The organism is Croceitalea dokdonensis DOKDO 023 (genome assembly GCF_001306415.1).
GTDB classification, from domain to species: domain Bacteria; phylum Bacteroidota; class Bacteroidia; order Flavobacteriales; family Flavobacteriaceae; genus Croceitalea; species Croceitalea dokdonensis.
Genome location: NZ_LDJX01000001.1, coordinates 68,687 through 82,863, shown reverse-complemented (window position 1 = coordinate 82,863; position 14,177 = coordinate 68,687). Strand labels below are relative to the sequence as shown.

The following is a 14,177-nucleotide window of genomic DNA, read 5'->3' as shown; positions in this document are numbered from 1 at the left end:
TTCAGTAAAAGGGGTTGATTATCAACAATAGCAGTTAAAAACTGTTTGTTTCGATGAACGCATCGGATGCAAAAAAATGTAAATTTGCCTTTTGCCAAACCGCTCAATACGTAAGCACCTATGATTCATTTTTTCGGGGATAGTACCACCAAAATTTTTGCTGTTCAAACCGTTGGAGACATCAACGCTGAGAACGAAAAGAAATTAACTTGGTTGTTTGGCAGCCAGCCCAAACTCAACTTGGCGTCTATTGACGCCTTTTTTGTTGGCCCACGTGCTGCCATGATTACCCCATGGAGCACCAATGCCACGGAAATTACCCAAAACATGGGTATTTCCGGTATACTTCGTATTGAGGAGTTTAAAGCGGTAGCCAGGGACTATTCGGACTTTGACCCGATGCTCTTCCAGAAATATGATCGACTGGACCAAGACTTGTATACCGTGGCCATCACTCCAGAACCTATATTGAAAATTGCTGATATTGCCGCCTACAACCAACAAGAAGGCTTGGCCTTGAGTGAGGATGAAGTTGCGTATTTGGAACAGCTTTCTCAACGCATAGGACGAAAATTAACAGACTCCGAGGTCTTTGGTTTCAGCCAAGTTAATTCTGAACATTGTAGGCATAAAATCTTCAATGGCACCTTTATCATTGATGGGCAAGAAATGCCTACTTCCCTTTTTAAACTCATTAAAAAAACGGCGGCAGAACACCCTAATGATATTGTTTCTGCCTACAAGGACAATGTAGCCTTTATCAAAGGGCCCAAGGTAGTACAGTTTGCCCCTAAATCTGCCGATAAGCCAGATTTTTATGAGGAGCAAGAGTTTGAGTCCGTTCTATCCTTAAAAGCAGAAACCCATAATTTTCCCACCACTGTAGAACCCTTTAACGGCGCTGCTACGGGTTCCGGTGGAGAAATACGTGACCGCCTTGCCGGCGGTAAAGGATCATTGCCGTTAGCGGGCACTGCCGTTTACATGACCGCATATTCCCGATTGGAAGAAAATCGGCATTGGGAAAAAGCTTTTCCTGCGAGACCATGGCTCTATCAAACCCCAATGGATATTTTAGTTAAAGCTTCTAACGGAGCATCGGACTTTGGGAATAAATTTGGGCAACCCCTAATAGCGGGTTCTGTGCTAACCTTTGAGCATCAAGAAGGGGGTAGCGCCCTTGGATACGATAAAGTGATTATGCAGGCCGGGGGCATTGGATATGGAAAGGCAGATCAAGCCTTAAAGGATACGCCAAAAAAGGATGATGCCATTGTTATTTTGGGAGGTGACAATTACCGCATCGGAATGGGGGGAGCTGCGGTTTCCAGTGCGGATACGGGCGAGTTTGAATCCGGCATCGAGCTCAATGCCGTGCAACGCTCCAATCCCGAAATGCAAAAACGTGCCGCCAATGCGATTCGTGGTATGGTAGAAAGTCATAAAAATCCCATTGTCTCCATTCATGACCATGGTGCTGGAGGCCACCTGAACTGCCTATCAGAATTGGTAGAAGATACCGGCGGGCATATCAATTTGGATAAACTCCCCGTAGGTGACCCCACCTTATCCGCCAAAGAAATTATTGGGAACGAAAGCCAGGAACGCATGGGCTTGGTCATTGCCAAGGAAGATACCCCTCTGCTAAAAAGAATAGCAGATCGGGAACGTTCTCCCATGTATGAGGTGGGTCTGGTGACGGAAAAACACAGATTTACCTTTGAATCCACCACAACCGGCGACAAACCTATGGATCTGGCCCTTTCTGATATGTTTGGAAGCTCCCCAAAGACCATTCTTGAAGATAAAACGGTCAACGTTTCCTTTAAAAACCCTGAGTATTCCCTAGAGCATTTTCATAATTATCTGGACCAAGTATTGCAATTGGAGGCCGTTGCCTGTAAAGATTGGCTCACTAATAAAGTGGACCGCTGCGTTGGTGGCCGGGTGGCCAAACAGCAATGTGTGGGGCCGTTGCAGCTGCCACTAAACAACGTGGGGGTAATGGCATTGGATTTTAAGGGCAAGGAGGGAATGGCGACCAGTATTGGCCACTCCCCTATTTCAGGACTCATAGACCCAGTGGTAGGAAGCCAAAACAGTATTGCGGAAGCGTTGACCAACATTATTTGGGCCCCGCTAAAAGAGGGACTAAAATCAGTTTCCCTTTCCGCCAATTGGATGTGGCCCTGTAAAAACCCGGGGGAAGACGCCCGTCTTTACAAGGCGGTTGAAGCGGTTTCCGATTTTGCTATTGCACTGGGCATCAACGTTCCTACGGGTAAGGATTCCTTATCCATGAAACAAAAGTACAAAGACCAAGAGGTCATCGCTCCGGGTACCGTGGTCATTTCGGCAGCGGGGAATTGTCAAGACATCACCAAAGTTATAGAACCCGTTTTCCAAAAAAATGGTGGAAGTATTTATTACATCAACCTTTCACAAGATTCTTTTAAGCTTGGAGGTTCTTCTTTTGGGCAAATTTTAAACCGTATTGGTAGTGAAGCGCCAGGTATCGCAGACGCCGGTTATTTCAAGTCAGCCTTTAATACCATCCAACAATTGATGATTGACGGGCATATAGTCGCTGGTCATGACATTGGTTCGGGTGGATTAATTACCACTTTGTTGGAACTCTGTTTTGCCGATAATGATTTAGGGGCCCTATTAGACATGTCCCCCTTGGGAGAGCAAGATAGCATCAAGCTCCTTTTTTCGGAAAACATTGGTATTGTCATCCAAACCAAGGATGATTCTGCGGAGGCTGTTTTAGACGCTGCCGGTATTACCTACCATAACATTGGTAAGGTTACAGAAGGTGCCGAACTCAAACTTAAAAACCAAGGAGTTGAAATTGGACTGAACATTCCAAGTCTAAGAGATGCCTGGTTTAAAACTTCCTATCTTTTAGACAATAAACAGACGGCAAACGGTTTGGCCAAAGAGCGCTATGGGAATTACAAAAAACAACCTCTGAAATACATTTTTCCAAAGGCTTTTAAACAGTCTTACTCCTTCCCTAAGGGAGAAGGTCGGGTTGGGGCACCCAAAGCGGCCATCCTTCGCGAAAAGGGAAGCAATTCTGAACGTGAAATGGCCAATGCCATGTTCTTGGCGGGATTTGACGTGAAAGATGTCCATATGACCGATTTGATATCCGGTCGTGAAGATTTAAAAGACATTCAATTTTTGGGAGCTGTTGGGGGATTTTCTAATTCTGATGTTCTTGGAAGTGCAAAAGGATGGGCGGGTGCCATCAAATACAATGAACGCGCTAATAAGGTCATCAGAGATTTTTTCGCACGTCCGGATACGTTATCTGTAGGTATTTGCAACGGTTGTCAATTGTTTATGGAGCTGGACCTCATCAATCCAGAGCATGAAACTCATGGAAAAATGACCTATAATGATTCCGGTAAACACGAAAGCAACTTTACCTCCATAGAAATTCAAAAAAATAATTCTGTAATGCTTTCCGGTTTGGAAGGGGCTAAACTTGGCGTTTGGATAAGCCACGGAGAAGGTAAATTTAGCTTACCTCTTTCAGAGGAGAACTATGAAATTGTCGCAAAATATGGCTATGAAGCATATCCTGCCAATCCTAACGGTAGTGACTATAATACGGCCATGCTCTGCGATAAAACCGGTCGCCATTTGGTGACCATGCCGCATATAGAACGAAGTATTTTTCCTTGGAACTGGGCGTATTATCCAAAAGATAGACAAAACGATGCGGTTTCCCCTTGGTTAGAGGCTTTTGTAAATGCGAGAAAGTGGTTGGAGAAATTACCCGCATAAATGGCGATTATTAGTTTATAGTGAAATTTGAACTATAAAGCTTTTTAATCTTAGCCAATACTACCTGTTAATGGCTCTGTCCTGTGCATTTTTATTGTTTTTTTTATTTACGGAGCAAGTTGCATCCTACAAAAAGGGTGACATGGCTTTCTGGACTTGATGACGTTCACAAAAAGGCCCTAATCCCATAACTGCCCTCAAACATCCCCACGGCGAGAATGGCCAGTACACAGATGGCCACAATACCAATGGGAATGACCAATCGATCCAATTTGGACAGTTTCTTGGGGCGATCTTTATCCCCTATAAGACCATTATTATCCAAGAACATGGCAAAAGCCCAAGCCAGTACAGGATTGGTGACCATGGCCATAAAAATACAGATACCTGCAGCCTGTGCGCTGGCACTCTCTTTCACCATTTGTATACCCGCCTCAATCATAGGCAAAAAAACACCCACCAACAAGGCAATACAACGTACGGGCGGCCAGACGGCCACATCCATGGGGAAGCCCAAAATAGCAACCGCCATGACCAAAATACCAAGAAGTATGGCCCCTGCCGGAATGGGCCGCTTGGCAATGGCGGCAGGAATCATATAGGTGCCCCATGAGGAAGTGATATTACCCCCACCTACAGCGGTGCCCACCATTTGTCTTATGGAGCACATGGTCATGGTATCATCGACATCCATTAAAACCTTCCCCGAATTTTTAGGATAGTTCATTTCTTGAAAAATGCGATGCCCCAAAAAATCAGGTGACCACATGGCCACCGCTAAAATGGCAAAGGGCAAAGAAGCGATAAAATGCTCCGTGTTTGGCAGGCCCAGCATCCAGCCTTTTTCGGTACTGCCCCACCAATGCACAGGATTTAAATTGGGCAGACCCATTTCCGTCGTAAACTGAAGATCAGATCCTGCCCCTCCAACAAGGGCAACCAACAGGGCTGTTATCGCGCAGGCGGGTATGGCCAACCAACGTTTATCAATACGGGCAAGATAGCTGTACAATACCACTGTGACCACAAGAATCATCAAACCCAAAAAACCCAAATAGCCAGCTTTGGATGTCAACGTTTCCAAACCCATGCTCCAGCCTTGAATCGTTGAAATCTGGCTCATCGCCCCGGTAAATCCAAGAAAAATCAATAGGCCTCCGGCAACGCCCTTACTAGTTAAATCTACCAACCTAGATCCCCCTTTAAAAATACTTAGCAGCAACCCAAAGACACCTATTAATATGGCCAACGCCAAAGGGTGCGCACCTGCCAGGGCAATGCTCGCGATCAAGGGAATCATTGGCCCGTGGTTACCGGCCAAATTGGCACGGGGATTAAAAAAACCTGAAGCCAATATCACAAACAATAAGGCGGGAATCAACATCTCTACCCTTGATACTTCTATGGCAAATTCTTTTCCCAAGGTTATATGTTCATGTGCTTGGGTAAGCCCTGTGGCCCAAGCCATCATAACAGAGGAATACATGGCGATAATCCCCAAGGTACCCGCCAACGCGGGTACCAAGTCTTCCCACTCAAATCTAAAATCACGACCTGGTAAATTAAGTCGGTAACGCCTAGGTTGCATGATTTGTAGTTCATGGTCCAAATAGGCTGAACGGCTTTGGAATTCTGATGCCGGTTTATGCCGTTTTTTATAGCTTTTCATAGACGGTTTGGAATTTACTGCAAGTTTGGTGGTGTTGGTTGTTTTTTAAAGCGTTGCCTTTAATTAATTTTCACTTCTTTAAAATAACCGTTGAGAATGGCTTTGGCCTTTGCGATTTCTTCCATGGTGTTTTCCCTAACGCCTTTTAATGGGTAGTCCCATCCCAAGGCCTCCCATTTATGTACCCCCAATTTATGATAGGGCTGAAGCTCTATTTTTTCTATGGTTTTATAGTCTTTAAAATACTCCCCCATCTGGTGCAGTAATTGGTTCTGGTTGGTCATCCCTGGTATAAGTACATACCGTAACCACATTGGTCTACCAGATTGCTCTCGATATTTTGCTAGGTTAAATGTGGTCTCTTTGTTGCGCATCCCAGTGATGGATTGGTAGCCCTTTTCGGTCATGTGCTTAATATCCAGCATCACCAAATCCGTATACTCGTCCAAAAGGATTTTGGTAAAATGGTTTAAAATCCTACCGTTGGTGTCCAAGGCCGTGTGGATTCCTTGTGCCTTAAGTGCTTTAAAAAATGAAACCAGGGCTTTGGCTTGGAGTAAGGGTTCACCACCTGAAACCGTAACACCGCCCGTTGCACCAAAATAGGATTTCATATTGACCGCTTTTTTTACAAGTTGGGTTATCGGGTAGGCGGTTCCTCCCTCCATGGCTATGGTATCAGGATTATGGCAATACACGCATTTTAATTTGCAACCTTGCAAAAAAAGCACCCAACGAACTCCGGGTCCGTCATGGGTGCCTAAAGATTCTATGGAATGTACGTTTAAAACTTCTTCTGGTAAATTGGTCATTCTAGTCTTAACATAAATAGGCACCCGCATAGCTTCCCCCAAAACTAAACAGGTGCCAAATTATAGGTACTTACAACGATTCATGAAACGATCGCGTAATCACCTCTTGTTGTTGCTCCCTGGACAATCTGGTAAAAATCACCGCATATCCAGAAACCCGAATCGTAAGTTGTGGATACTTTTCTGGATGCTCCATCGCATCCAATAACGTATCCTTGTCCAACGCATTGATATTAACGTGTTGTGCGCCTTTTTCAAAGTAACCATCCAAAATACTAGAGAGGTTTTCTATCCTTGCTTCCTCATTGGTTCCCAAAGATTTAGGAACTATGGAGAAGGTATTGGAAATACCATCTTGGGCATCCTCATAATTAATTTTGGCCACCGAGTTCAAAGAGGCGATTGCACCCTCGGAGTCCCTTCCATGCATCGGGTTGGCCCCAGGTGCAAATGGTACACCTAGGGCACGTCCATCTGGTGTTGCTCCTGTTTTCTTACCATATACCACATTTGAGGTAATGGTAAGTACGGATAAGGTAGGTTTCGCATTTTTATAAACCGCCAATTGTTGTAATTCTTGATTGAAATCGGCTACGGCTTTTGCAGCTAACTCATCTGCCCTGTCATCATCATTACCATATTTTGGAAATTCACCCTCAATTTTAAAATCTACCGTTAGTCCGTCTTCATTACGAATGGGTCTCACCTTAGCATACTTAATAGCGGAAAGGGAATCTGCAAGAATGGACAATCCTGCCATACCATAAGCAATATCCACTTTTGGATTCGTATCTATCAAAGCCATCTGTGCCTTTTCGTAATAATATTTGTCATGCATGTAGTGGATGATGTTCATGGTATCATTATAGACCCTAGCTACATCTTTCATTGCCATTTTATAATTGGCCATGACCTCATCAAAATCCAAATATTCACCTTTAATTTCAGGGATGCCGTCAACAACGGTTTTCCCAGTAATCTCACAACGCCCTTGGTTAAGGCCTAACAGTAAGGTTTTTGCCAAATTGGTACGGGCACCAAAGAACTGAATGGATTTTCCCAATTCTTGATGTGAAACACAACAGGCAATACCGTAATCATCAGACCCCCTACTTTCGCGCATCAAGGTGTCGTTTTCAAACTGAAGCGAGGAGGTGTCAATAGCCACTTTGGCACAAAAATCCTTAAAATGCTTGGGCAGGTCTACTGACCAGAGCACCGTCATATTAGGTTCTGGGGATGGTCCTAGATTGTAAAGGGTGTTTAAAAATCGGAACGATGTTTTGGTCACTTTTGTCTTGCCCGTGCTGAACATACCGCCGATGGCCTCGGTTACCCAGGTGGGATCACCAGCAAAAATCTCATCATAGGCGCTCATTCGCAAGTGCCTGACCATTCGCAACTTCATCACAAACTGATCAATAAACTCTTGGGCCTCTACCTCGGTTATCAGGCCTTGCTGTAAATCATTTTCTATATAAATATCCAAGAAGGTGGAAACATTGCCCAAAGACATGGCTGCACCATCTTGTTCCTTGACGGCGGCGAGGTAGGCCATATAGGTCCATTGAACCGCCTCTTGTGCAGTATCCGAAGCCCTTGTGAGGTCCAACCCGTATTTTGCACCCAGTTCTACCATTTCTTTGAGTGCCTTAATCTGCTCCGCCACTTCCTCCCGCAGGCGGATGACCGCGTCTGTCATTGGTCCTGTGATACCATCTAAGTCTTTTTTCTTTTGTGCGATCAAGAAATCTATACCGTAAAGCGCAACGCGCCTGTAGTCCCCAATGATACGGCCACGGGCATAATTGTCTGGCAATCCGGTAAGTATGCCAAGTGATCGGTATTTTCTTATCTCGGCATTGTAAGCGTCAAAAACCCCATCATTATGGGTCTTTACATATTTGGAAAACAAGGTTTGTATAGCGTCACTGGGTTGGAGGCCATGCTCTTCCAAGGCCTTTTGTACCACGTTAAAACCACCAAAAGGTTTCATGGTCCTTTTTAAGAGCTCGTCGGTCTGTAAGCCAACGATCACTTCATCTTCTTCATCAATATAGCCTGCTTTAAAGGCGCTTACGGTAGAAATGATTTCGGTATCAACACATCTCACCCCGTTGTTCTTTCTTTCCTCCAAGAGGGCCCCTTTACAAGTCTCCCATAATCTTTGGGTCCTTTCACTTGGGCCTACCAAAAAGTCCGATGTACCGTAATACGGTGTTACATTGTTAATGACAAAATCACGAACATCAATGGAGGTTGCCCATTTACCTGTGCTTAGTTCTTTTACTTCCATGGCTTATCAATTAGATATTAGACTGCTTACAAGTGCTAAAATTAAATAGGCCATAGCGCTAAAAAGCTGATAATTATCAGCTTTGCGAGTTTTGATGTTAATTTTATGATTTCACGCCCATAAACAATAGTTCTACTGTTAATTCATCACGGAACAACAGCATTCCATAAATACCGATTGTTTAGAAATTCCTAAAAATTAACAAATAATTTTGTTGTATCCTTTTTATAAATCCCGTTCCTTTACCTATTTTGCAAGAACCAAACATAATAACGATGCAACACGTCACCAGACTTTTTGATTTTCCATACTACCAGAAAGAACATTTTAATCTAGACAAGGCACTGGTAAGCAAAAAAGAGGGAAAATGGGTGAGTACGTCCACCCAGGAATATATAGACCAAGCCAATGCCATTAGCAGGGGTCTTTTGCGCTTAGGGGTTAAGGCTAATGATAAAATTGCCATCATCTCCATGACCAATAGAACGGAATGGAACATCTGTGATATCGGAATTTTACAAGTTGGCGCGCAGAACGTCCCTATTTATCCCACCATTTCGGAAGATGATTATGAGTATGTTCTCAACCATTCTGAGGCCACCTATTGTTTTGTTTCATGCCAAGAAGTTCTGGACAAGGTACTTTCCATCAGCGGTAAACTAAAAAAATTGAAGGACGTTTTTTCTTTTGATGAATTAGCGAACTGTAACCATTGGTCATCCGTTTTGGAAAAGGGAAGGGATACCTCAAACCAGGAAGATGTTGAAGCTAGAAAAGCAGCAGTAAAACCCGCGGATTTAGCTACCTTAATATATACTTCTGGTACGACAGGAAGACCCAAAGGGGTAATGCTATCCCACAACAATATCGTATCAAACGTCATTACTAGTAAAGAACGTGTACCGTTTGAGTCCGGTGCGAGTGCCTTAAGTTTTCTTCCTGTCTGCCATATTTTTGAACGGATGATCTTGTATTTATACCAATACTGTGGTATCCAAATCCACTTTGCAGAGGGACTGGATAAGATCAGTGATAACCTTAAAGAGGTACAACCGGAAGTGATGACCGTGGTGCCTAGGTTACTGGAAAAAGTGTACGATTCCATCATAGCCAAAGGCACAGCGTTGGAGGGCATTAAAAAGAAACTGTTCTTTTGGGCCGTGGAGCTAGGTCTTGCCTATGAACCTTACGGTGCCAACGGTTGGTGGTACGAGAAAAAATTGGGGCTGGCCAGAAAATTGATTTTTAGTAAATGGCAAGAAGGCCTTGGTGGTAATCTAAACACCATGGTTTCCGGCAGTGCCGCCTTACAGCCTAGGTTAAGCCGTATTTTTGGCGCTGCAGGCATACCCGTAATGGAAGGTTATGGGCTTACGGAGACTTCCCCGGTAATATCGGTCAACCAAGAAAGGAACAAAGGTTGGAAAATAGGTTCCGTGGGAAAGGTAATCAGTAATGTAGAGGTGAAAATAGCGGATGATGGAGAAATTCTCTGTAAAGGTCCTAACGTGATGATGGGCTATTACAAGGATAAGGAAAAAACAGATGAGGTAATCAAGAACGGTTACTTTCATACGGGAGACATCGGTGAAATAGACGCGGAAGGTTTTTTAAAGATTACCGACCGTAAAAAAGAGATGTTCAAAACCTCTGGGGGCAAGTATGTTGCCCCACAGTTATTGGAAAATAGGTTTAAACAATCCCGCTTTATTGAACAGATCATGGTGGTGGGCGAAGGCGAAAAAATGCCTGCGGCCTTGATACAGCCCAACTTTGAATTTTTGTACGCATGGGCAGAACGCTACCAAATTACCTTGAGCGAAAACTCGGATATTGTGGTCAACCAAAAGGTACTGGCACGGATACAGGAAGAAGTGGACCTTGCCAATGAGGACTTTGCCAAATGGGAGAAAGTAAAACAGTTTAGGCTCACGCCCGATGTTTGGAGTATTGACGATGGCCACCTTACCCCTACCATGAAACTCCGGCGGAAAATCATCAAGGAAAAGTATATGGATTTATATAATAACATCTATGGACGATAATGGCCTTTAAAAATGGGCCACGCACCACCTTAAACGCAGCAAAGCGCACCAGTAGCAATGATATTTTTTTATGAGGCACCATGGCATGTGCCAGTGGAACGCTATTAAATATCTTGATTCCAGTGATTTTTTTATCCATGCTTGTTGCTGCCAATCTTTTCTGCAAGTACCGGTAATGAATTACAAAAAAGAGAGAAGAAGCTGGCACTTGATTTATTTGTAAAGTATTATCTCACCCACTTGTAAACCATGTTTTATACCTTACCATCGACGCGCTATGATTTCTACAGGTGAAGATTTGGAAATACTAAAGAAAAAGGTCAAGAGCTTAAAGATAATCACCATTGCTTTTGGCTTTATTTGGCTTTTCATCATAGTCGTCATTATTTGGTACGCAATAGACGACCTTAAGAAAGACCAGCTAGAATGGTTCACATTGGCACCCGCTTTGTTTGGCCCAATAACCATGTTGCCTTTGTACATGGTATACATAAGCGCAGAAAAAGACCTACGGAAACAAAGTAACCAAGCCAAGCATTCCTAAAAATGTTATCTGCTCGGCGTATGTTTAGAGGCGCTCATTTTATCAAATTTATTATGCATGCATAGTATTTTTTTAGTATCTTAGCGTTCGAATTTTTCGTAACATGCAAGAACTGACCATAGACTATGCACTGCGGGCCACCTGGCAGGCCGTTACCAAATTATATAATGAAGAGGCCAAGAATTATGACCTCACCATGGCCATAGGGTTTACCTTATTAAGTATCGACCCAAAAAAGGGAACCCCTAGTACGGCCTTGGGCCCAAAAATGGGTATGGAGGGCACCAGTCTGTCCCGTATCCTTAAAAATTTGGAAGAACGCGGTTTTATAGAACGTAAGCCAAACCCGAATGATGGTCGTGGAGTGCTTATCCATTTAACCACTTTGGGGCTTGAAAAGCGCAAAGACTCCAAAGAAGTGGTACTGCGGTTTAATGATACCGTAAAATCCCATATTGACCACGAACATATCCTTGGTTTTTTTGAGACGATTAAAGGTATCAACAAGCTAATTTCAGAGAAAAACATCTATAAGAAAACAACAACAAATTAATTCCTTTCATGCACATGAAGAGACATATCAATAAAATTGCAGTAATCGGATCCGGTATCATGGGAAGTGGTATCGCCTGTCATTTTGCCAATATCGGGGTAGAAGTCCTTCTTTTGGATATTGTACCCAGGGAACTTAATGCTAAGGAAAAAGCCAAGGGACTAACATTGGATGATACAACAGTACGAAACCGTATTGTTAACGATTCGCTTGCGGCCGCCTTAAAGTCAAAACCCTCCCCCGTTTACCACCAAAAATTTGCCAATAGGATTACAACGGGCAATTTGGAGGATGATATTGCCAAAGTGGCAAAAGTAGACTGGATCATAGAGGTTGTAGTGGAACGTTTGGATATCAAAAAACAAGTTTTTGAAACCTTGGAAAGACACAGGACCCCAGGTACTTTAATTACATCAAATACGTCTGGGATACCTATTCATTTTATGAGTGAAGGTAGAAGTGATGACTTTCAAAAACATTTCTGTGGAACCCACTTCTTTAACCCTGCGCGATATTTAAAGTTATTTGAAATCATTCCTGGGCCAAAAACATCCCCAGAAGTACTGGTGTTTTTAAACGGATACGGAGAGCAATTTTTAGGCAAAACTTCCGTATTGGCCAAAGACACCCCAGCCTTTATAGGAAACCGTATAGGTATTTTTAGTATTCAAAGCCTGTTTCATGCATTAAAAGCATTGGGAATGACGGTTGAAGAGGTGGATAAGTTGACAGGCCCTGTTATTGGTCGTCCTAAATCCGCCACCTTTAGAACGGTAGATGTTGTAGGGCTGGATACGCTGGTACATGTGGCCAACGGCATTTCGGAAAATTGCAAGGATGATGAGCGGCATGAGCTGTTTGCCCTACCAGATTTTATTGCCACCATGATGGAAAACAAATGGTTGGGCAGCAAAACGGGACAAGGCTTTTACAAAAAATCAAAAGACGCTAAAGGCAAAACGGAGATTCTGACCTTGGATTTGGATACTATGGAGTATCGCTCCAAGAAAAGTGCCAAATTCCCCACTCTTGAACAGACCAAGACCATTGATACTGTAGTGGACAGATTTGCGGTTTTGACCGCTGGAACAGATAAGGCCGGTGAATTCTACAGGAAAAGTTTTGGACAATTGTTCGCCTATGTTTCCCATAGAATTCCAGAGATTTCGGACGAGTTATATAAGATTGATGATGCCATGAAAGCGGGCTTTGGTTGGGAACACGGTCCATTTCAGATTTGGGATGCCATTGGTCTTGATAAAGGATTGGAATTTATCGCCGCAGAAAAACAAGAAGCAGCTGCATGGGTTAGTGAAATGAAAACGGCAGGGATTACTTCCTTTTACCAAGTAAAGGACGGGGCTACCTATTTTTACGATATCCCATCCAAACAGATGGTAAAAGTTCCCGGTCAGGATGCCTTTATCATTTTGGACAACATTAGGACAACTAAAGAGGTGTTTAAAAATGCTGGGGTGGTCATAGAAGATTTGGGAGACGGCATTTTAAACTGTGAGTTCCAGTCTAAAATGAACACCATTGGTGCCGATGTCCTTGCTGGGCTCAACAAGGCAATTGACCTTGCCGAAAAAGATTTCCAAGGACTGGTGGTAGGTAACCAAGCGGCCAATTTTTCCGTTGGTGCCAACATAGGAATGATTTTTATGATGGCCGTAGAACAGGAATATGACGAGTTGAACATGGCTATTAAAATGTTCCAAGATAGTATGATGCGCATGCGTTACTCCTCCATACCAACCGTTGCCGCCCCACATGGCATGACACTTGGTGGCGGTTGTGAACTTTCGCTACACGCAGATAAAGTGGTGGCAGCCGCGGAAACCTACATGGGCCTCGTGGAATTTGGGGTTGGCGTTATTCCCGGTGGTGGCGGGTCTAAAGAACTGGCCATGAGGGCATCCGATTCCTTTAGAAAAGGAGATGTGGAATTAAACGTTTTACAAGAATATTTCCTTACCATCGGTATGGCCAAGGTATCCACCTCTGCCTATGAGGCTTACGATCTGGGACTGCTACAAAAAGGGAAAGATATCGTGGTGGTCAATAAAGATCGGCAGATTGCAACAGCCAAGGCGCACGCCAAACTTATGGCGGAAGCGGGCTACACCAGGCCACCAGCACGTAAGGATGTAAAAGTTCTGGGCAAGCAGGCATTGGGGATGTTCTTAGTGGGAACGGATTCTATGGAAGCTAGCAATTATATAAGTGAGCATGATAAGAAAATAGCCAACAAACTTGCTTATGTGATGGCCGGTGGAGACTTATCTGAACCTACCATGGTATCAGAACAGTACTTATTGGATATTGAACGTGAAGCCTTCCTATCCTTGTGTACGGAACGGAAAACATTGGAGCGTATCCAGCATATGTTAAAAACAGGGAAACCATTACGCAATTAAGGTCCTGTAAGTAATGCCATACGCAATAATTGAACAAAAA

Annotated in this window: 8 protein-coding genes; 5 read left to right on the top strand and 3 right to left on the bottom strand. The window is 43.7% G+C overall.

The window, feature by feature from the left end; genetic code table 11:
- Positions 1-120 precede the first annotated feature (120 nt).
- Positions 121-3,798 (top strand): phosphoribosylformylglycinamidine synthase, encoded by a 3,678-nt coding sequence (purL, locus tag I595_RS00325; RefSeq protein WP_054557401.1) that lies wholly within the window; start codon positions 121-123, stop codon positions 3,796-3,798.
- Between the two features lie 166 nt (positions 3,799-3,964).
- Here purL and I595_RS00320 read toward each other — a convergent pair whose 3' ends face one another.
- The 3 genes from I595_RS00320 to pflB all read right to left on the bottom strand — a co-directional run bounded on the left by I595_RS00320 (position 3,965) and on the right by pflB (position 8,575).
- The gene (locus I595_RS00320; protein WP_054557400.1) at positions 3,965-5,467 is read right to left on the bottom strand and encodes a DUF3360 family protein; all 1,503 of its coding nucleotides are present in this window, start codon (positions 5,465-5,467) and stop codon (positions 3,965-3,967) included.
- A gap of 59 nt (positions 5,468-5,526) precedes the next feature.
- Complete coding sequence (pflA, locus tag I595_RS00315; RefSeq protein ID WP_054557399.1) at positions 5,527-6,279, bottom strand: pyruvate formate-lyase-activating protein; 753 nt, start codon at positions 6,277-6,279, stop codon at positions 5,527-5,529.
- A gap of 70 nt (positions 6,280-6,349) precedes the next feature.
- Positions 6,350-8,575: a formate C-acetyltransferase gene (pflB, locus tag I595_RS00310; protein ID WP_054557398.1), complete on the bottom strand. Its 2,226-nt coding sequence runs from the start codon at positions 8,573-8,575 to the stop codon at positions 6,350-6,352.
- A gap of 275 nt (positions 8,576-8,850) precedes the next feature.
- On the opposite strand from pflB, the gene I595_RS00305 reads away from it, so the two are divergent.
- The 4 genes from I595_RS00305 (at position 8,851) to I595_RS00285 (ending at position 14,137) form a co-directional block, all read left to right on the top strand.
- Positions 8,851-10,620: an AMP-dependent synthetase/ligase gene (locus I595_RS00305; RefSeq protein WP_054557397.1), complete on the top strand. Its 1,770-nt coding sequence runs from the start codon at positions 8,851-8,853 to the stop codon at positions 10,618-10,620.
- 277 nt (positions 10,621-10,897) lie between these two features.
- Positions 10,898-11,164, top strand: coding sequence for a hypothetical protein (locus tag I595_RS00295; protein WP_054557395.1), 267 nt, complete (start codon positions 10,898-10,900; stop codon positions 11,162-11,164).
- A gap of 103 nt (positions 11,165-11,267) precedes the next feature.
- A complete protein-coding gene (locus I595_RS00290) occupies positions 11,268-11,717 on the top strand; it encodes a MarR family winged helix-turn-helix transcriptional regulator (protein WP_054557394.1) in 450 nt (149 codons plus the stop codon).
- A 14-nt stretch (positions 11,718-11,731) separates the two neighbouring features.
- On the top strand, positions 11,732-14,137 hold the full coding sequence (locus tag I595_RS00285) for a 3-hydroxyacyl-CoA dehydrogenase/enoyl-CoA hydratase family protein (RefSeq protein ID WP_054557393.1): 2,406 nt from the start codon (positions 11,732-11,734) through the stop codon (positions 14,135-14,137).
- The last annotated feature ends 40 nt before the right edge of the window (positions 14,138-14,177 follow it).